The organism is Mesorhizobium sp. M1409 (assembly GCF_040317535.1).
Taxonomy (GTDB): Bacteria; Pseudomonadota; Alphaproteobacteria; order Rhizobiales; family Rhizobiaceae; genus Mesorhizobium.
Window position 1 is genome coordinate 176,332 of the sequence record NZ_JAMYKV010000002.1, and the last position, 19,436, is coordinate 195,767.

Annotated in this window: 20 protein-coding genes and 1 pseudogene; 5 read left to right on the forward strand and 16 right to left on the reverse strand. The window is 61.7% G+C overall.

The features are described 5' to 3' along the window. Positions 1-149: 149 nt before the first annotated feature. Complete coding sequence (locus NKG99_RS02340; protein WP_352863747.1) at positions 150-1,475, forward strand: P-loop ATPase, Sll1717 family; 1,326 nt, start codon at positions 150-152, stop codon at positions 1,473-1,475. 343 nt (positions 1,476-1,818) lie between these two features. Here NKG99_RS02340 and NKG99_RS02345 read toward each other — a convergent pair whose 3' ends face one another. The 11 genes from NKG99_RS02345 to NKG99_RS02395 all read right to left on the reverse strand — a co-directional run bounded on the left by NKG99_RS02345 (position 1,819) and on the right by NKG99_RS02395 (position 10,461). Then, the gene (locus tag NKG99_RS02345) at positions 1,819-2,211 is read right to left on the reverse strand and encodes a RidA family protein (RefSeq protein WP_352863749.1); all 393 of its coding nucleotides are present in this window, start codon (positions 2,209-2,211) and stop codon (positions 1,819-1,821) included. A gap of 213 nt (positions 2,212-2,424) precedes the next feature. Continuing rightward, complete coding sequence (locus tag NKG99_RS02350) at positions 2,425-2,817, reverse strand: RidA family protein (protein ID WP_352863751.1); 393 nt, start codon at positions 2,815-2,817, stop codon at positions 2,425-2,427. A gap of 134 nt (positions 2,818-2,951) precedes the next feature. After that, positions 2,952-3,416 (reverse strand): cupin domain-containing protein, encoded by a 465-nt coding sequence (locus tag NKG99_RS02355; protein WP_352863753.1) that lies wholly within the window; start codon positions 3,414-3,416, stop codon positions 2,952-2,954. 297 nt (positions 3,417-3,713) lie between these two features. Beyond that, the gene (locus NKG99_RS02360; protein WP_352863755.1) at positions 3,714-4,268 is read right to left on the reverse strand and encodes a DUF4142 domain-containing protein; all 555 of its coding nucleotides are present in this window, start codon (positions 4,266-4,268) and stop codon (positions 3,714-3,716) included. Between the two features lie 70 nt (positions 4,269-4,338). Then, positions 4,339-5,082 (reverse strand): DUF899 family protein, encoded by a 744-nt coding sequence (locus tag NKG99_RS02365; RefSeq protein WP_352863757.1) that lies wholly within the window; start codon positions 5,080-5,082, stop codon positions 4,339-4,341. A gap of 137 nt (positions 5,083-5,219) precedes the next feature. Continuing rightward, positions 5,220-5,642, reverse strand: coding sequence for a lysozyme inhibitor LprI family protein (locus NKG99_RS02370; RefSeq protein WP_352863759.1), 423 nt, complete (start codon positions 5,640-5,642; stop codon positions 5,220-5,222). A gap of 153 nt (positions 5,643-5,795) precedes the next feature. After that, the gene (locus NKG99_RS02375; protein ID WP_352863761.1) at positions 5,796-6,620 is read right to left on the reverse strand and encodes a carbohydrate ABC transporter permease; all 825 of its coding nucleotides are present in this window, start codon (positions 6,618-6,620) and stop codon (positions 5,796-5,798) included. Between the two features lies 1 nt (position 6,621). Continuing rightward, positions 6,622-7,590: a carbohydrate ABC transporter permease gene (locus NKG99_RS02380; RefSeq protein ID WP_352863763.1), complete on the reverse strand. Its 969-nt coding sequence runs from the start codon at positions 7,588-7,590 to the stop codon at positions 6,622-6,624. Between the two features lie 52 nt (positions 7,591-7,642). Next, the gene (locus NKG99_RS02385; protein WP_352863765.1) at positions 7,643-8,911 is read right to left on the reverse strand and encodes an ABC transporter substrate-binding protein; all 1,269 of its coding nucleotides are present in this window, start codon (positions 8,909-8,911) and stop codon (positions 7,643-7,645) included. A 162-nt stretch (positions 8,912-9,073) separates the two neighbouring features. Further along, complete coding sequence (locus tag NKG99_RS02390) at positions 9,074-9,562, reverse strand: GNAT family N-acetyltransferase (RefSeq protein ID WP_352863767.1); 489 nt, start codon at positions 9,560-9,562, stop codon at positions 9,074-9,076. Positions 9,563-9,567: 5 nt separating this feature from the next. Next, positions 9,568-10,461, reverse strand: a complete 894-nt coding sequence (locus NKG99_RS02395) for a transglycosylase SLT domain-containing protein (RefSeq protein WP_352863769.1) — start codon at positions 10,459-10,461, stop codon at positions 9,568-9,570. A 181-nt stretch (positions 10,462-10,642) separates the two neighbouring features. Between NKG99_RS02395 and NKG99_RS02400 the strand changes: the two genes are divergently transcribed. After that, a complete protein-coding gene (locus NKG99_RS02400; RefSeq protein WP_352863771.1) occupies positions 10,643-11,212 on the forward strand; it encodes a methylated-DNA--[protein]-cysteine S-methyltransferase in 570 nt (189 codons plus the stop codon). A gap of 12 nt (positions 11,213-11,224) precedes the next feature. Here the strand turns inward: NKG99_RS02400 and NKG99_RS02405 are convergent, their stop codons facing one another. Next, positions 11,225-11,554: a hypothetical protein gene (locus tag NKG99_RS02405; RefSeq protein WP_352863773.1), complete on the reverse strand. Its 330-nt coding sequence runs from the start codon at positions 11,552-11,554 to the stop codon at positions 11,225-11,227. Between the two features lie 278 nt (positions 11,555-11,832). Here NKG99_RS02405 and NKG99_RS02410 point away from each other — a divergent pair, with 278 nt between their 5' ends. Next, positions 11,833-12,045, forward strand: a complete 213-nt coding sequence (locus NKG99_RS02410; RefSeq protein ID WP_010910991.1) for a cold-shock protein — start codon at positions 11,833-11,835, stop codon at positions 12,043-12,045. A 438-nt stretch (positions 12,046-12,483) separates the two neighbouring features. Here the strand turns inward: NKG99_RS02410 and NKG99_RS02415 are convergent. The 3 genes and pseudogenes from NKG99_RS02415 to NKG99_RS02425 all read right to left on the reverse strand — a co-directional run bounded on the left by NKG99_RS02415 (position 12,484) and on the right by NKG99_RS02425 (position 14,880). Continuing rightward, positions 12,484-13,093: pseudogene (locus NKG99_RS02415) on the reverse strand (glutathione S-transferase family protein). 48 nt (positions 13,094-13,141) lie between these two features. Continuing rightward, positions 13,142-13,990, reverse strand: coding sequence for an EAL domain-containing protein (locus NKG99_RS02420; protein ID WP_352863775.1), 849 nt, complete (start codon positions 13,988-13,990; stop codon positions 13,142-13,144). Next, positions 13,987-14,880 (reverse strand): EAL domain-containing protein, encoded by an 894-nt coding sequence (locus NKG99_RS02425; protein ID WP_352863777.1) that lies wholly within the window; start codon positions 14,878-14,880, stop codon positions 13,987-13,989. Before NKG99_RS02425 ends, NKG99_RS02420 begins: the two co-directional genes overlap by 4 nt. A gap of 218 nt (positions 14,881-15,098) precedes the next feature. On the opposite strand from NKG99_RS02425, the gene NKG99_RS02430 reads away from it, so the two are divergent. Beyond that, positions 15,099-16,301 carry a pyridoxal phosphate-dependent aminotransferase gene (locus tag NKG99_RS02430; RefSeq protein WP_352863779.1) on the forward strand — a complete coding sequence of 401 codons (1,203 nt, stop codon included), beginning with the start codon at positions 15,099-15,101 and terminating at the stop codon, positions 16,299-16,301. A gap of 190 nt (positions 16,302-16,491) precedes the next feature. Here NKG99_RS02430 and NKG99_RS02435 read toward each other — a convergent pair whose 3' ends face one another. Further along, on the reverse strand, positions 16,492-16,887 hold the full coding sequence (locus NKG99_RS02435; RefSeq protein ID WP_352863782.1) for a (R)-mandelonitrile lyase: 396 nt from the start codon (positions 16,885-16,887) through the stop codon (positions 16,492-16,494). Between the two features lie 310 nt (positions 16,888-17,197). Between NKG99_RS02435 and NKG99_RS02440 the strand changes: the two genes are divergently transcribed. Then, on the forward strand, positions 17,198-19,249 hold the full coding sequence (locus NKG99_RS02440) for an elongation factor G (RefSeq protein ID WP_352863784.1): 2,052 nt from the start codon (positions 17,198-17,200) through the stop codon (positions 19,247-19,249). Positions 19,250-19,436 lie beyond the last annotated feature (187 nt).

The window sequence follows — 19,436 nt, forward strand, 5'->3', positions numbered from 1 at the left end:
AATTGGATGAGAGTGAAATGTTCTACACGCAGCGATACTGGCGAACACCTGTCGTCGTGTTGGAACGCTATCGTCGTGAACTCAATTTTTTCCTAGACACGTGAGTACGAATTGTTTCAAGCTTGTCCTTTTTGGGGGGACTATCCGTCATGACAACAATTTATCCAACTTTCGGTGACATAAGGATTGGCGAGCCGGATGCCAATGTCGAATACTACAGCGCTATCAAAGCCAAACGGACACCAATATTTTTAGATACCTTTTTTGCAATTCCAAATTTTCCTCTTGACCAATTCCTGAGTGGAGAAAAATTCTTAATTTATGGCCAAAAGGGAACGGGTAAAACGGCGGCGATCCGATATTTGGAAAATCGCCTGAAGAACGAATTTTCTACCTATTTTCTCGTGTTTCGAAGATCCTTTTTGGAAGAGAGCGACCTTCACGCGTTCTCAAAACTGCCACTGATGCTCGACGAGGTAAATATCGAGAGGTTCAAGCATTTTCATCATGCAATTAAAAGGATACTAATATTTATATTGATAAAGCAGACTTTTGCGTCCTCAGGAACATATGATGAAGACAGGCCAGGTAACGACGCGACTTGGGTGGAAAAAATTAAAAACTCCACGCTGGGTGAACTGATCTCTCTAGGATTCGATTCTATTACTGCAATTTTTAACGCAGCCGGAGTCAACCTTGATAAAGTGACTGTTGGAACCGCACTCCTAGATGCCGGAAAATTACTTAAGAGGAACAACGATGATCTGCTGAATTTCTTGGTACGTCGAGCGAAGCGCCTAGGGATCAAAGCGTGCATTTTTGTTGACGAGATTCATTTCGCGTACCGATCGGAAGAAGCCTTACAGCAAGATGCTATGCTTGTAAGGGATTGTATACTCGCAATGCATAGTCTTAATGATAGATTTTCAGAAGAACAGATTGACCTAAGAATTTACTCGGCCGTTAGATCAGAATATCTTGAGCACCCAATAATCTCATCTGCTGACGTTAACCACTCTGTCGAGTCGGTTGGATATAATTTAACTTGGTCATCCTTCCCACAAAATAAAGATCACCCTCTGTTTAAATTTATATTCGAAAGATTTAAGGCTTCTATAGAGTCAAATTTCTCAATAGGAGACTTTTTTCGCGTATACATGGCAAATATAGACGCTGAAGAATTTCTACACAGAACATGGGTCAAGCCGCGCGATTTTGTAAGATTCTTTAAATGCGCAAAGGAGCTTTATTCAAAAAGATCACAATTAAGCTCGTCCGAAATAAACGCAATTTGGAGAATTTACGCACAGCTGTCTTGGAGCGAGATAAAATCTTCCGCTAGTCCATTTATGAATTCGGCATCCATTGCTGCGCTTGAGAACGAATTTAGAAAGATAGTGCCTAGCGTGATCGACAAACACACACATACAACTACAAAAGCTTTACAAAGGTACTACGCCCAATATACGAAATAGCCAAAGGAAATAATACGAATTTTTACAGCCTTGAGCACTTTATCGAGCTGATTTACATATTAGGAATATTTGGAACTATGCGCGACGACGCAACAGGTCAACCTATCGTCCAAACTTACCATCGCGGGAATCGAAGTTTCCATAGGGACGGCCGAGTTTTGATTCATCCGACTGTGCTAAAGGCCTTTGGTTAGCCCTATTTGTTGATCACCCCGGGAATTTTGGCGATTAGCTGGTGAAGCTCGTTGAGGATCCTACCGTCCGTTGCCTAGATCGTCGGGTGGCGGTCTGCTAACAATTCTCCTGCCATGCAGACATGGCGATTATCTTTCCGCAAGTCCTATCAAGCCACCGCCACGCACTCAATCTCAATATCGAACTCCATAGGCCATGAAGCCACCGGCACAAAACTCCGCGCCGGCGGGTTGACGCTGAAGTACTTCGCATAAACCCGGTTGATGGCGTTGTAGAAGCCGGAATTGACGGCGTAGATGCGCACCATCACCACGTTTTCCAGCGAGGTGCCGGCCGCTTCCAGGCAATGTTTCAGTGCCTTCAGCGACGCCTCGGTCTGCGTTTCGATGTCGCCGCGCACCATCTCGCCGGTCACCATGTCCACCGGCGGCGTCGCCGAGATGAACACGAAGCCGTTGGCCCTCACCGCTGTCGAGCAGGGAAGGCCAAGCGCCCGCACCTTGGCCGACATGACAGGCACTTCGATGATTTCCTTCTTCATGGCAATCCTCCCTTTGTTTGCAGGGAGCTTATCCCGGCGCCAATGGAACGCCAGCGCCGACGCATGGTCCAGAGCCAGCCGCTCACCCCTGCCCGGATGCGGCGTGCAGAAAGCGGATGTCGGCGTTGCAGTTCATCAGACTGATGTCAGAGCAAGTGATGGGGAGCGCGCCTCCCTTCTCCCCTTGTGGGCCCACAAGGGGAGAAGGGAAGATCAAGCCGTCGCCACACACTCGATCTCGATATCGAACTCCATCGGCCATGACGCCACTGGCACGAAGGTCCGTGATGGCGGGTTTTCGGGGAAATGCCTGGCGTAGACCCGGTTGATGGCGTTGTAGAAGCCGGAATTGACGGCGTAGATGCGCACCATCACCACATTGTCCAGCGAGGTGCCGGCCGCTTCCAGGCAATGCTTCAGCGCCTTCAGCGACGCTTCGGTCTGTGTTTCGATATCGCCCTTGACCAGCCTGCCGGTCGCAATATCGAGCGGCGGCGTGCCGGACACGAAGACCAGCCCGGCGGCCCTGGTCACCAGCGACAGAGGCACGCCCAAGGCGCGCACGGCCGCCGACAGCACCGGCACTTCGATGATTTCCTTCTTCATGGCAATCTCCCTGGGTTTGCAGAGAGCTTATCGTGCCACTGGCCGAACGCCAGCGCCGGCGCATGGTCCAGAGCCGGACCTCGTCGCGGTCCTGGTGAATGTCGTAGGGCTGTCGCCGCCATTTGCGATTGCGCTCACCCCTGCCCCGGATATGGCGTGCCATCCTTGTGCAGGAAACGTCCGTCGGAGCTTGGGCTCATCATGTCGATGTCGGAGCAGGTGATGACATCGTCCGGGATGCGCGAGCCGACCTCCAGATAGAGCGCCGTCGTCGACGAACGGTTGATCAGGTGGTGGCCGTTGCCGCTGTTCTTGGCGAAGGTCGCGCAGTCGCCTGCCCCGAGCAGCGTTTCGCCGTCATCCTCGACCAGCGTCAGTTCGCCCTCCAGCAGATAGACGAACTCGTCCTCATGGCTGTGCCAGTGCCGCTGGCTGGACCAGCCGCCGGGTGGCAGGGTCATGAGGTTGACGCCGAAATCGGTGAGGCCGCCTGCATCGCCCAGGCGGCGGCGCGCGCGCTCGGCGCAGGGGGCATCGAAGGGTGCGGGGTAGCCAGAGCCCTTGCGGATGGGGACGGCTGATAGATCGACCTTGGGCATGGGTGTCTCCCTCGGATTGATTGCCGCAGTCTAATTCATGGAGGACGGAGGCACAGGGCCAGCTTGCGGCAGTGGTTTGCCAACAGGCTAGCATCCAACGTGGCACTCTACGGCGCCCCCCTCTGTCCTGCCGGACATCTCCCCCACAAGGAGGGAGATTGGCCGTCACTGCGGCCTTCGCTAATTTTCACCGTTGCAAGAAGAGCGCCGGCGCCGAAGCTGCCAATCTCCCCACCTGTGGGGGAGATGTCCGGCAGGACAGAGGGGGGCGCCGTAGGCGCCGACCTTGAACCGCCTTCAACCCTGGTGCGCGACCGCCAGTTCCTTCGCGTGCTTCTCGTGCATCCGCAGCGTCGGCAGCGTCTTCTTGGCGAATTCCTTCAGCGCCGGGTCGTCGCCTGACCGCGCATAGGTGGAAAACAGCGCCACCGCCTGCTTGTGCGCTTCGGTCTGCAGGGCGATGTATTTGGCCTGGAAGGGCTCGCCATCCAGAGCCTTGAGCTGGTCCAGCATCGCCTGATCCTTCGGCAGCAGCGGTGGGCCTTCGGGTGCCACCGACGCGGTGGTCTGGCTCTTTTCCCGAGCCATCCTGAAATCCTGGCCGGCCTTGGTGTGGTCCTTGACCATCAGCCCGGCGAAATCCTTCACGTCCGCCGCAACGCCCTTCTCCTCAGCCAGCTTGCTGCTCTCGATCTCGAAACGATTGGCGCTGGCCAGCGTCCTGGAGAAGGTCTCGGTGTCGACCTTGTTTTCCGAAAGCGGCGGCACGTCGGCGGGTGCTGCCTGTTGCGCGAAAGCCGTGGGCGCGCCGGCCAGAAGGGCCAGCGTGGCGATGGTGAGATAGGGTCTCATCTGAACTCTCCGTGTTGGGTCCCAAAGGCCCAACGCGGCAGACAGAATGAAGTTGCGCTTCGCTTGGCCCTCAATGGCAACACGCCTCGCCATATTGCAGCTGTTCGTTCCAGTTCGGCCGGCCTTCCGGCGTGAAATCCATCAGGTTCCACAGGATCTCGCAGGTGCCGATGGCGCGCGGGTCCTGGCCGGGCTCCGGTGCCGCGAAGCCCAACTCGGACGACCAGAAATGGCGGATGCCGTCGGCATCGCGATGAAACACCGACAGCAGCGGGATCTGCGCGCCGTCGGCATCCTCGGCATTGTAGTCGCGCTTGAAGCTGTTGTTGGCCGAAGACACCAGCCGCATGTTGTGCCAGCCCCGGTCGCGGCCGAGCGTGACCAGGTTTTCGAGCGCGGTCTTGCCGACCACCGCGAAATTGAAGCCGGCCGCCTCGAGATGCCCGACCGCGCCATCGAACTGGTCGAGCAGCGCGGTGCAGGATGGACATGGCTGGTCCTGTCGCGCAAGCCTCGCCGTGCCGCCGCTGGTGGCCACCTCGCGCGTCTCCTGGGGATGGCGCGGAAACATCATGTTATAGAGGATCAGCGAGTTCTTGCCCGGCGCGAACAGCTCCGAAAGTTTGACCCTTGCTGGCCTTCCATCGGTATCCAGCCCGTCGAACTCATAGTCCTGGCGGATCAGTCCGCCGGGAGGCAGCGCCCGCCGTGCCTCGGCCACGTCCTCCATGGCGCGGCGCAGCTCCATTTCCTTCCGCAGCAGTTTTTCACGCGCGGTGCGGTATCTGGCGGACTCGTTGGGAAAGGTGATCATGATCGTCTCCTTGGTCGTCGCGCCGGCGTCCCGGCGCGGTTGCTCTACGACCCAAGGACGTCTGGCGACGATCGACTCCGACATTTTTGCGCGCGGCAAGACGACAACGGCGGAACCTTTCGCAGGACCGGCGAACGCTACTGCGCCGCCGGCACCGGGCAGTCCATCACCCCTTCCTCGCAATGGAGGTAACCCTGAAAATCCTTCAGCCGTTTTTCGGTCAATCCGGCCTGGCAATTGGCGATCACCATGGGACGGATGCTGCCGGCGGTTTCGGGCGGGCCGCCCTGGAAATTGCATTCGGCGTCACGGAAAGCGACCCAGGCGCGCTGCGCATTGACCAGCAGCTTCTTCGACGCGGCATTGTCCTTCAGCCTGCCCTCGATCTGCTTGTAGGCGTCGTTGAGCTTCTTGTCGGACGCCGCGAAATCCTTGCCGGCGCACTCGTTCATGGTCGCCTGGTCCTGCGCATTGGCGCAGTCGTCGGCGGCCCGCGCGGTGTTCACAAAGAGCGGGGCGGCAAGTATCAGGGTGGCAAGGCTGGAGAGCAGAAACCGCATCACGTTTCCTCCGGTTCAGCAACGCCCCACGCAGGCGAAGCTTAGCAACCGGACGAGTGCAGGCAAGATGCGGCCTGCCGCGTTGGTGGACATTTCCTTTACTTGCCTGATTCTCGCGGCAGCTCGGCAAACGCGCCGCACGATGACACCGCCTCACCCCTTGACGCCACCGGCCGTGAGGCCGGAGACGATCTTGCGCTGGAAGATCAGGACCAGCACCACCAGCGGCACCGTGACGATCACCGATGCGGCCATGATGTTGCCCCACGGGATCTCGAACTGCGAGTTGCCGGAGAGCAGCGCGATCGCCACCGGCACGGTCCGCTGCGCGTTGTTGGAGGTGAATGTCAGGGCAAACAGGAACTCGTTCCATGCGCCGATGAAGGCCAGCAGCCCGGTGGTCGCCAGCGCCGGCCACATCAGCGGCAGGAACACCCGGGTGATGATGATCCACGGCGTCGCGCCGTCGAGGATCGCCGCCTCCTCGAGCTCGACCGGCAGATCGCGGACGAAGGTGGTGAGCACCCAGACGGTGAAGGGCAAGGTGAAGATCATGTAGGAGAAAATCAGCGCGAACAGCGAATTGTAGAGGCCGAACATGCGGACCAGTTCGAACAGCCCGGCCAGCAGCGCCACCTGCGGGAACATCGAGACCGACAGGATGGTGAACAGCAGGGCCGAGCGGCCGCGAAAGCGGATGCGTGCCAGCGCATAGGCTGATGTGACGCCGAGCAACAGCGACAGCGCGACGACCGCGCCCGAGACGAACAGCGAATTTATGAGATTGCGCACGAAGCTGCCCTCGGTCAGCACATTCCGGTAGTTGGCAAAACTGACCGTCGTCGGCCACAGATCGGCCCGGAACAGGTCGGTCCCCGATTTCAGGCTGGTGACGATGGCGTAGTAGAACGGGAACACCGCGACGAAGACGATTCCGCCGACCAGCAGATAAAAGGCCGTGCGCTTCAGGATCCACATGTCAGCGGCCTCCGTCCAGGCTTATCCGGCCGACCCGGATGGTGACGATGGTGAGCAAAGCGAGGATGAGGAAGAGCAAGGTCGAGGCGGCGGAGCCATAGGCGAACTTGTCGAACTCGAACAGGTTCTCGCGGGCAAACACCGACATCGACTTGGTGTGCACATTGTTGGGCGTCAGCACATAGTTCAGGTCGAAAATACGCAGCGCGTCGAGCGCGCGGAAGATCACCGCCACCATCACCGCCGGGCGGATGAGCGGCAAGGTCACCCGCCAGAAGATCTGCCACGGGTTGGCACCGTCGAGCCTGGCGACCTCGATGATCTCCCTCGGCAGCATCTGCAGCGCGGCCAGGATGAGCAGCGTCATGAATGGTGTCGCCTTCCAGATATCGACGATGAGGATCGCCGCCATCGCCGTATCGGCGTTGGCCGTCCAGGCGATCTTGCCGCTGATCAGGCCGAGGTTCAGCAACACGACATTGATGATGCCGAACTGGTCGTTGAGCATCCACTGCCACATCTTCGCCGAGACGATCGTCGGGATGGCCCAGGGGATGAGGATCGCCGCCCTGACGATGCCGCGGCCCGGGAATTTGGCATTGAGAACCAGCGCAACGATCGTGCCGAGGATCGTCTCGCAGGTCACGGAGACCACCGCGAAGCGCATCGTGTTCCAGACGGCACGCCACCAGACCGGGTCAACGAGCAGACCATCGTAGAGGACCCGCCCGCTCGGCATGCTGAACGCCGAGAAATAATTGGCGAAGCCGACCCATTGGCGCGCGTCGAGGTCGGCCAGCGAGGCGTCGGTGAAGCTGAAATAGACCGTGCGGGCAAGCGGCCAGCCGGCCGCCGCAGCGAGCACCAGAAGCATTGGCGCCAGGAAAAGCCACGCCGAGCGAACGCGCTGTGCCTTCAGCGGCGTATGCGCAGCCCTGGCTGTTTCGGGTACCGGTTCCATTCCTGTCATCTCGCACCCGCTCGTTGCGGTTCCGCCGGGCGGATGCCCCGGCATCGTCGCGTCACCAGCCTCGGCCCTTCAGCTTGGTCAGCATCGCTTCGAGGTCGGCCAGATTGTCGGCGGCAGTACCGTCGCCCGAGAGCGTGTTGTGAACGGCGTTCCAGAACTGGCTCGACGCCTCGTTGTATTTGATCCTGGTCGCGGCAGAGGGGCGCGGCACCGCATTGAGAAATATCTGCTTCCAGCGCGGAACAATCGGCTGTTGCCTGGCGATGTCGGCATCGTCATACAGCGCCTGGATGGTCGGCAGGTTGGACGTCTTCAGCGTGCGGTATTTCTGCATCGCGGGCGAGGCGATGAACTTGACCAGCTCGATCGCGGCATCCGGATGCTTCGAATATTTGGAGACGGCGAGATTCCAGCCGCCCAGGGTCGCGACCGGTCGGGCGCCTTCGCCCGTGCCGGCCGGCAGCGGCGCCACGTCGAATTTGCCCTTGATCGGCGAGCCCTCGCCGTTGCCAAGCGCGTAGGCATAGGGCCAGTTGCGCATGAACACCGCGTTGCCGGTCTGCCACACGCCGCGCGATTCCTCTTCCTGGTAGGCAAGCACGCCGGGCGGCGCGATGGTCCCGACCCAGCCCTTGGCCATATCGAGCGCCGCCGCCGCGTTCGGGTTGTTGATGGAGATGGAGCCGTCCGGCTCGATGATCTGGCCGCCGCCATTCGACATCACCCATTCGAGCGCGTCGCAGGTCAGCCCCTCATAGGCGTTGCCTTGAAAGACGAAGCCCCAGATATCCCGATTGCCCGCCGCACGCTCCTTGTCCATGACCAGCTTGGCGGTGTCCGCCAGTTCCTTCCAGGTGGCCGGCACCTTGGCGCCGTATTTGTCGAGGAGATCCTTGCGGTAGTAGAGCGCCGGCGCATCGGTGAAGATCGGCAGAGCGACGAGCTTGCCATCGACCGTCTGCGACTGGATGATCGACGGGAAATGGGCGCCGACGACATCCTTGGTCGCGGCGGTCAGATCGACGAGCTGGCTGGCGAGCTGCGGCGCCCAGATCACGTCCGTCTGATAGACGTCGATGTCGCTGTTACCCGCGGCGAGCCAAAGCCGGTATTGGCCGAACTGGTCGGTCCCGGACGTCGGCATGACGACGATGCCGACTTTGTTGCCGCTGTCTTTCTCGTAACGGTCGAGGATCTCGCGCAGCACCTTGATGCCGTCGCCCGTATCGCCCGACACGATCGACAACTCGACGGCCCGCGCCGGAGCAGCAGCCAGCATGGCGGCGACACCGAGTGCCAGAAATGCGTGAAAAAGATTCATGATGGCGGATGTCCCTCCGCGGCCGGCGACGGAAAATCCTCCCCCCCGCCGGCAGCTTGTCAGACCCCACCCTGCAATGAATGCGAAGCGGCGCTTTGGGTTCCCAAAGCGAGTCATTCCTTGTGATCGGCGATCGGGCCGATTCGCGCGGCTGGAATGGTTTCAGCCTTCCCAGGCGACAGGCATCATTCCCAGTCGCTCGTAGAGCCGGACGGCGGCGGCGTTCTCGACCGTGTTGGTCTTGAGGTCGACATGGTCGGCGCCGCGTTCGCGAAAAATGGCGAAGGCGTGCCACATCAGCGCCTCGGCAACGCCCTTGCCGCGCGCCTCGGGATGAACGGCGAGGTCCTTGACGAAGGCGCGGGTCCAGCACAGCGCCGCCGCCGCCAGCCGACCCTTGGCATCGATGACGAGGAAGCACAGCGCCGGGTCGAATTCGGGATCATCCGCGATACGCGGCCACCATTCGTCGAACGGGCCATCGGCGCCGTCGTCGAACACTTCGGTCAACAGCGCATGCAGGGGCAGCGCATCACCGGGCTCGAAGCAGCGCATGACGAAACCGTCCGGCCAGTGCGGCGGAACCAGCGTCTCGTCGAGGATCTTGCGCAGCCGGATGTCGTTCAAAGCCGGCGGACGCGGTTCCGGCATCGCGCTCAGGCGTCGGGCTGCAGGCGGCGGCGCTGACGGTCGACACCAAGGCCGGTCGCCTCGAGCAGGCCCTTGCGCTTGGCGTCGAAATAGTAGCCGGTCTGGTAGAGCCAGTCGGCCTTCTTGGCGTTGCCGCCGGCCACCAGCCAGGCGCCACGCAGATATTTCACCGCGTATTTCAAATTGGTCTCGGCGTCGAACAGGCCCTTGGCCGGTCCGTCATAGCCCATGCCGCGCGCCGTCGCGTGCTTGATCTGCATCAGCCCCCAATGGCCATTGTTGTAGGCTTTCGGGTTGAAGGTGCTCTCGCGGTTGACGACGCGGCGCACCAGGTCCACCGGCACCTGGTAGAGGGCGGCATATTTCTCGATCAGCCGTTCGACATCGCCACGCACGCCCGTCGCATGTTCTTCCGTCGGCCCGACGGGACCCTGCACCAGGGCAGCCCGGTTCTGCGGCACGACATAGGCGACCTGCTGGACGCCGGGCATCCGGTCGCCCTTGGCGGTCGCCGGCATCACCAGCCCCGCGGTCGTATAGGTCTCGGCAGCCTGGACCGGCTCGCCCGCATTGGCTGGCGCAGGCGCCTGCCAGGCATTGGCGGTCATCACGGCTGGTGCCGCCGGCGTCGAACCGGCAAAGGCGGCGGTCACTGCCGCCGGTTGTGCCGCGGGATCGAGCGGTAGCGCGGCCGTCTGAACGGGAGCGATACCGGAGGATTCAGGCAGCACTGAAACCGTCTCCGGCAGCGGCACGGTGAAGCCGGCATCAGCGCCGGCGGCGGTTGTTGTTTCGGTAAGAGCAGGCGCGGACTTCATCTGCGAGGTCGACGTGCAGCCGCTGACGCCGGCGGCGGCCAGGATCACGCCGATCGCGATAAGGTTGAGTTTTGCTGGCAAGCCGCGCTCGGGTCCGATTTGTCGGGTTGTTAAGAAATCCCTTACACCACCGATTCATGAGCGGCAATCGGGGCCATCAGGTGGTTTTCGGGTGGCGAGACTTGGCCTCTGATGCCATATTGTTCTGGATATGTACCGGGACGAATCCCGGTTTTCGCCACTTTGCGGAAAGGAACGCGGCATGGACACGACATCTTCGATCACGGCCGGCCACGCAGTGTTAGAAACAGTGATCGGTTTCATGGGCATCGCGTGGAGCGAAAAGGGCCTGATCCGGCTCTGCCTGCCCGAACGCAGCCGCGAAGCGGTGGAGCGGCGCCTGCTGCGCCATGGAGGCGTTTCCGCCTCCACGGCCCAGCCGCCATGGGTGGTCGACCTGATCGCCTCGATCAAGGCTTATGCGGCGGGCGAGGACGTCGATTTCTCCGGCGTGCCGGTCGATCTCGACGGCGTCGACGATTTCCGCCTCGCCATCTATGACGCGGCGCGAAAACTCTCCTTCGGCGAAACCACCACCTATGGCGAGCTGGCCAAAACCGCCGGCCATGCGGGGCTCGCCCGCGAAACCGGGGTGGCGCTCGGCGCCAATCCGGTGCCGCTGGTCATTCCTTGCCATCGCATCCTTGCCGCCGGCGGCAAAATCGGCGGCTTCTCGGCGCCCGGCGGCTCGGTCACCAAGGAGAAGATGCTGGCCATGGAAGGCGTGCGCGTCGGCCCGCCGCCACCGGCGCAGGTTTCCTTCGGGTTCTGACGCGGACAAGTTCTAGTTGTTGTGGAAGAACCGCCTGCGGAAATGCCGGTCATTGTCCGGGCGCTTGCAGTTATAGACGGAACAGGACTTGGTGTCGGCGCTGGGCACGTAGGCGCGCGTCCTCACCTCGCCCATGGTGCAGAATTGCTGGCTCTGCACATAGCGGTCGTAAAGCGGCAATCCCGGCACCCGCGTCGACTGGTAGCGCAGGATGACGGCGCCTTGCCGGGCTATCGTCGCCTGAACCTTGCCGCAGCTCATACGCGTCGGATCGTAGCGCGAGATCGCCTGCGCCTCGGCCGCCACCAGCGTCAGGCAGCCGGCAAGTAGAATGGTTTTCATGGTCCTCTCCCCCTGATCCGCCGCTCGAGGACAGCGCGACCTGCCGCAACGTTTTCAGCAGATTGGGGCAGCCGTTGGGCAGCCCCTCGATCACGGTTTTCTCACGCAGTCTTGTATTTTATGCGAAACCAGCCTATATGCCTTCCATTGATATTTCGGCCGATCGATCCGGGCCTCGCGATCTTCGCGTTTGCTGACGTCTATCTCCAAAATCTCGATGCACACCGGCTGGACTTCGGTCCGGTCAATCTAAAGCAAATGTTGAAGGACTATCTAAAATGGCAACAGGAACGGTCAAGTGGTTCAACGCCACCAAGGGCTTCGGCTTCATTCAGCCTGACGCGGGCGGCGCGGACGTTTTCGTCCACATCTCCGCTGTTGAGCGTGCTGGGCTGTCGACCTTGGTCGAAGGCCAGAAGATCAACTTCGAGATCGAGCAGGACCGCCGCACTGGCAAGTCGTCCGCTGGATCTCTGAGCAAGGCAGCCTGATTTTGCGATAGCGCGCGCCGGGCGAGAGCCCGGGGCGCGCGGCAAGTCACGGATGTACTGACAGTCGCGCGAGAAGCGCGCCGGAGCGGAAGACCCGACAAGCTGGATCAGCAGATAGCTGCCAGCCCGGACCGGACGCTCCCGATCAGGCTACCAAGCATGGAAGGCGGGATTTTTCCCGCCTTTTTGCTGTCTGGGGTTTAGGTGGCGACAATTGGCGAAACCGGCGAGACAGCGTCCTTCTCCCCGTCTCTATACGGGGAGAAGTGCCCGGCAGGGCGATGAGGGGCAGCGCCGACGCTTCAAGAGGGACGATCGCAGAGCCAAGCACACAACCGAAGGCTGGCGCCGCCCCTCATCTGGCTGCCGCCATCTTCTCCCCGTATAGAGACGGGGAGAAGGACGCCTCGCCGAGGTTTTCGCCAATCGCCGAAAAGCTTACCCCAGCCACTCGATCGGCACATGCCCCGGATCGGCCTCCACCCTTTTCAGCCAGGCGGCGACAGACGGATAGGCGTCGAGCTGGAAGCCGCCCTGCTCCGCCGTATGCGTATAGGCATAGAGCGCGATGTCGGCGACGCTGAGCGCCCCGCCGGCGAAGAAAGCATTGTCTTCCAGATGCTTGTTCATCACACCGAGCGCCTTGTTGCCGCGCTCCAGCGTCACTGCCAGCCGCTCCGGAGTCCGCATCCCCTGCTCTTTCGGGAAAGGTCAGCAGCGCCTTGCGCACGGCGATGTAGGGCTCGTGGCTGTACTGCTCGAAGAACAGCCATTGATAAGCGAGCCCCCGCTCGTATCTGTCGACCGGCAGGAAGCGCGTGCCTTCGGCGAGATAGAGCAGGATGGCATTGGACTCGGCCAGGCGACGGCCGTCGTCGAGTTCGAGCAGCGGCACCATGGCATTCGGGTTCTTGGCGACAAAATCGGCTTTGCGCGTATCGCCGGTGTGCGAACTCACCTCGACATTGGTGAAGGCAAGGCCAAGCTTGGCCATCAGCAGGCGCGGCTTGTAGCAATTGCCGCTGTCGATCATGCCGTAAAGTATCATGGCTGTTCCCCGGAGCGCTCGCCTGAATCCGTTCAAACGCGACGCGCTTTAGCCAAACAGCGGGATGACATTGCCTATATTGCCAAGCAGCGTGTCGATGTGCAGCGGCTTTTCATCAAATATCGTGCCGGCAAGCGCCGGACGGGCGAGAAGAAAACCCTGCAGAAGATCGACGCCGCCTTCGAGCGCGACGCGAAGATGGGTGGGGTGCTCGATGCCTTCGACCAGCACCTTGGCGCCGCGGTCATGCAGACTGGAAACCAGCGGGCGGAAGAACCGTTCGGCGGCGGCGTGGCGGCAGAACTCCGCGAACCATGTGCCGTCGATCTTGACGATGTCGGGCTTGAGCAGGTTCACCCGCTCCTCGGTCGAGTGCCCGGTGCCGAAATCGTCGATGGCGATGCGGATGCCGTCGCGCCGCATTTCGCGCGCCAACCGGGCAAGAAGCGTGTCATCGGCCGCCTGTTCGGTGATTTCGCAGACCAGCATGCCCGGCGCGAGGCCGAACTCGCCGAGGTGCCTGGTCATCAGCCGGATCTCGGCCAGCGCCCGCCCGGGATGGTCGTTGATCAGCGGATTGTAGTTGAAGAACAGGTCGAGCCCGTCGACGCCGATGTTGCAAAAATTCCTGAGGTGCAGCGCCCGGCACATGGTCTCGACGAACAGCCGATCCGAGGCGGCAATGCTGTCGAAGAAAACCCGTGGCGCACCGGGGCGCCCGGCGCGGTGCGGCTCGATCAGGGCTTCGACCGCGACCGCGTGAAGGAACCGGCCACGCGGCGCGAAAATCGGCTGATAGGCGCTGCGCAGCCGGAACTCGCCATGAATGCCGTATGCGATGCCGACTTCGTCGACCCAGATCGCATCGCCGACATTGCGCCGCCGCTCAAGCCTCATGGCGCCACCCTGCGTCCGAACGCCTTCACCTGCCGCGCCGAATGCGGTGCCGGAGCAGGAGCAGGCGTGTCGGCGGCAGCGGCGACTGGTGCCTGCCTTTTCTTGTCGAGGACGCCAAAACTGGTCGGCGCCAGTTCGGGCCGCGCCAGCACGAAACCCTGCACCATCGACGCTCCCGATTTCTCGGCAAGCTCCAATTGCCAGCTCTCCTCGATACCTTCGAACACCGTGCGGATGCCTTGTGCCTCGAAACTTTTCACCATGGTGGTCAAGAGCGCGAAGCCGGCGCCGGATTCCATCAGTTGCGTGATCCAATAGGCATCGAACTTGACGATATCCGGCTTCAACTCCTTGACGCGGTTGATGTCGGAATCGGCGGCGCCATAATCGTCGACGGCGATGCGAAAGCCGTTGGCCCTCAGTGCCGCGACGAAACTGTGCAGGGTTTCCTGCGACGCCGAGCGCTGCTCGGTCACTTCGCAGACGACCCGGCGTGGATCGATGCCGGCCTCATGCAGCACCAGCCGCATTTCGCGCAAGGCGGCGTCGGCAACGGGGCGTTCAGTGAACACCGACGGGTCGAAATTGACGAAGATCGACGCCTCTTGTGGCAGGCAGGCGCCGGCGTTCAGAAGATGCAGCGTCCTGGTCAGCGCCTCGATATGCAAACGGTCGGCGGCTGGGCAGGTCGAGAAGAAATTCATCGGCGATTGCGGCTCGCCGTCGCGGAACGGCCGGATCAACCCTTCAAACGCGACCACCGACAGCTTGCCTTCGTTGAAGGCAAAGATCGGCTGGAAGGCACTCCGCAGCGTGTAGATGCTCCAGACACCGGTGGAGGTGCCGTCGTCTTGACGGATGATGTGGGCAAGCCCGATGCTGCGCGACACGGTTCCTCGCTCCGCGACCTGGCGGAATTGGTCTGCGATCCTGCCACTCAAGCCTCTACCGCTCGTTAATGAATTTATTGTTGCCGATCACGGTCCCGATCACGGGTCATTGACGGCTGGATCAGCCGACAATGCTTGCACTGCGCGAAATCATGCGACATGAGAAGCGCCGCGGCCGCTCCCGGTCGCACCGATCTTCCATGGAGACGTTCAAGGTCATGGCCTTTCTTGCCGACACCCTTTCCCGCGTAAAGCCTTCCGCCACCATCGCGGTGACGCAGAAGGCGCGCGAGCTGAAAAATGCCGGCCGTGACATTATCGGCCTCGGCGCCGGCGAGCCGGATTTCGACACGCCCGACAACATCAAGAATGCTGCGATCGAGGCGATCCGCCGGGGCGAGACCAAGTATCCGCCGGTTTCGGGCATCGTGCCGCTGCGCGAGGCGATCTCGAAGAAATTCAAGCGCGAGAACAATCTCGACTACAAGCCCGAGCAGACCATCGTCGGCACCGGCGGCAAGCAAATCCTGTTCAACGCCTTCATGGCGACGCTGAACCCGGGCGACGAGGTCATCATCCCCCGCCCTTACTGGGTCAGCTATCCCGAGATGGTGGCGATCTGCGGCGGCACCTCGGTATTTGCCGACACCTCCATCGACAACGGCTTCAAGCTGACCGCTTCTGTGCTGGAAAAGGCGATCACGCCGCGCACAAAGTGGCTGCTGATGAACTCGCCGTCGAACCCGTCGGGCGCCGCCTACACCGAAGCCGAACTGCGCGCGCTGGCCGACGTGCTGTTGAAGCACCCGCATGTCTGGACCCTGACCGACGACATGTACGAGCACCTGACCTATGGCGACTTCGTCTTCAAGACCATCGCCGAGGTCGAGCCGAAACTCTACGAACGCACGCTGACCATGAACGGCGTGTCGAAAGCCTACGCCATGACCGGCTGGCGCATTGGCTATGCGGCCGGTCCCGTCCAGCTGATCAAGGCGATGGACATGATCCAGGGCCAGCAGACATCGGGCGCCTGCACCATCGCGCAATGGGCCTCCGTCGAGGCACTCAACGGCCCGCAGGACTTCATCGCCAGGAACAAGGCGATCTTTCAAGGCAGGCGCGATCTCGTTGTCTCGATGCTCAACCAGGCGCGCGGCATTACGTGTCCGTCGCCGGAAGGCGCTTTCTACGTCTATCCCTCCTGCGCCCAGCTGATCGGCAAGAAGACTAAAGCCGGCAAGCTGATCGACACCGACGAGACCTTCTGTTCGGAACTGCTCGAGGCCGAGGGCGTCGCCGTGGTATTCGGCTCGGCCTTTGGCCTTGGCCCCAACTTCCGCATCTCCTACGCCACCTCGGAGACGCTGCTGGAGGAAGCCTGCACGCGCATCCAGCGCTTCACGGCATCGCTGACCTGATCAGGCCAGCACCTGAAACAGAAACCCGGCTTCACCGCCGGGTTTCTGATCGCGCTGTGAGCCTTCTCGCCTCTTTGCCCGAGTGCGCCTCGACCGGAGCCAGCACGGCGACCAGCCGTGCGGTGGGTGGTGAGGAACGCGGCAATCGCCGCTGTCGGCATCGCCGCGCGGAACCCGCCGGGCTCGGCACTCAGCCGCCATATTGCTCCGCGGTCACCGCTTCCAGCCAATCGGCATGGACGCCGTCGATTGCCTCCTGCATGGCAATATGCGTCATCGACGATGTAAGCGCCGCGCCGTGCCAGTGCTTTTCACCGGGGGCGAACGAGATGACGTCGCCGGCCCTGATCTCCTGGATCGGTTCGCCCCATGTCTGCGCGAGACCGGCGCCCACGGTGACATAGAGTGTCTGACCAAGCGGATGCGTATGCCAGTGGGTGCGCGCGCCCGGCTCGAAGCTGACCAGCGTGGCCCGCAGCCGCGCCGGCGCCTCTTTCTCGATGATCGGCGTCTGCAATACCCGGCCGGTGAAATATTTGTCTGGCGCTACGATGGTCGGCACGCTGCCGCAGGCAATGATCTTCATGGTCTATGGTCCTTGAACGGAGGGCGACGGGTCGCCCATCCCCAGTTTCGACCGATATCGGCCAACGTGCAACAGTGTTCGACCGCCAGACGCCCAGCGTCCGAGCAGCGCGTGTCCGCGGCCGAGTGCCGGATTTCTATTTTTCTTGCCCTGCCGGCAAACAAGTGGGACGATGGCTTTGGGCAGGTAGCGACGAAAAGAACCGCCCGCGACGGTCGAACAGGCCGGCCGCCGCTCCAGGACCGATTGACCACGCCTGAACCATGAATGCCAGTCGGTCCTACGGGAAACGCCTGAGTGGAGGTCAGTCATGGGTACTCGCGCCGGAGGACGACGCACGGGACCGAAATGCATTGCCATAGTCGGTCCCTTCGCAAGCGGTAAGACGACACTTCTCGAAGCCATTTTGGCCCGTACGGGCTCAATTCCCCGACAAAATCCCGTTTCATCAGGCAATACCGTTTCAGATTATTCGCCCGAGGCGCGGGCTCATGCCATGAGCGTCGAGGCGACAATCGCCACCACCGAATTCATGGGCGAGCAGATTACCTTCGTCGATTGTCCCGGCTCCATCGAATTCTCCTTCGAGGCCGAGCCGGTGCTGGCAGCCTGCGACCTTGCTGTGGTCGTTGCCGAGGCCGACGAAAAGAAGATCCCTGCCCTGCAGCTGATCATGCGCAAGCTCGACGATCTCGGCGTGCCGCGCATCCTGTTTCTCAACAAGGTCGACAAGGCAATCACCGGTGTGCGCGACACGCTGAAGATGCTGCAGCCGGCAAGCTCGGTGCCGTTGCTGCTGCGCCAGATTCCGTTGCGCAAGGACGGCGTCGTAATCGGTTCGATCGACCTGGCGCTGGAGCGTGCCTACATCTATCGCGAATATGCCGAGAGCGAAGTGGCTCAGATACCGGGCGACGACAAAGCGCGCGAACTCGAGGCACGCTTCTCCATGCTGGAGACGCTGGCCGACCATGATGACCAGCTGATGGAACAGCTGCTCGAAGAAATCGAGCCGCCCAAGGATGCCGTCTTCGACGACCTTGCCGCCGATCTGCGCGATGGTGCGGTGACGCCGGTGCTGATCGGCACCGCCGAGAAAGGCAACGGCGTGCTGCGCCTCTTGAAGGCGATCCGCCACGACGCACCCGACATCGAGGCAACCCGCAAGCGGCTCGGCGCACCCGACGGCGCGGCCACCGTGGTCCAGGTGATCAAGACCATCCACACGCCGCATGGCGGCAAACTGTCGGTGTCGCGCATCCTCTCCGGCCAGGTCGTCGACGGCTCCGAACTTTGGCTGCCCAGCGGCGATACGGCCAAGGTCTCCGGCATTTACCGAATGCTCGGCAAGGACCAGGTCAAGCTGACCATCGCCAAGGCCGGCGACACGGTGGCGCTGGGCAAGCTGGACGAGGTCAAGACCGGCCAGACCCTGAGTTCGACCAAGGGCGGCATCAAGCCGCTGATCCAGCTCGAGCCTCCGCAGCCGGTCTTCGCCTTCGCGCTGCGCCCCAAGGAACGCAAGGACGAAGTGAAGATGTCGGCCGCCATCCAGCGGCTGGCCGAGGAAGATCCCTCGCTCAGCCTGCGCCACAACCAGGACTCGGCCGAGACCGTGCTGTCGGGTCATGGCGAGATGCATCTACGGGTCGTGCGCGAGCGGCTGGAAGGCAAGAACCAGATACCGGTCGAAGGCCATGCGCCGGCGGTGCCCTATCGCGAGACGATCCGCAAACCGGTGCAGCAGCGCGGCCGTCACAAGAAGCAGTCCGGCGGCCATGGCCAGTTCGGCGACGTGGTGATCGAGATCAAGCCGCTGCCGCGCGGCTCCGGTTTCCAGTTCACCGACACCATTACCGGCGGCGTCGTGCCGAAGACCTACATCCAGTCGGTCGAAACCGGTGTGCGCGATTATCTGAAGTCCGGGCCGCTCGGCTTTCCCGTCGTCGATGTCGCCGTCAACCTGTCGGACGGCTCGTATCACGCGGTGGATTCCTCCGACATGGCCTTCCAGATGGCGGCCAAGCTGGCGATGAGGGAAGGCATGGCCGCCTGTTCGCCGGTGCTGCTGGAACCTGTGATGAAGGTCGAGATCGTCACGCCGTCCGATGCCACCTCGAAGATCATCGCGCTCATCCCGCAGCGGCGCGGCCAGATCCTTGGTTACGACGCAAGGCCGGGCTGGCCTGGTTGGGATGTCGTCGAGGCAACCATGCCGCAGGCCGAGATCGGCGACCTGATCATCGAACTGCGCTCTGCAACTTCGGGCGTCGCCAGCTACCGTGCCGTCTTCGACCACATGGCCGAACTCACCGGCCGTCTGGCCGACGAGGCGATGAACACCAACGGCAAGGCTGCCTGACCCATAGCACCGTCACACGCCCCTCGAACCCGGTTCGAGGGGCAAAAAAGAAACGACGCCCGGCGGGGACCGGGCGTCGTTTTGTTTGCGGACCGTTTCCTTGGGAGGTAACGGAGGTCCGCCGCATTTGGTGCCGCCGAACGTCGGCGGAAGAAACGGTTCGGACGCGGTAGCCGCCTGAGCCCGG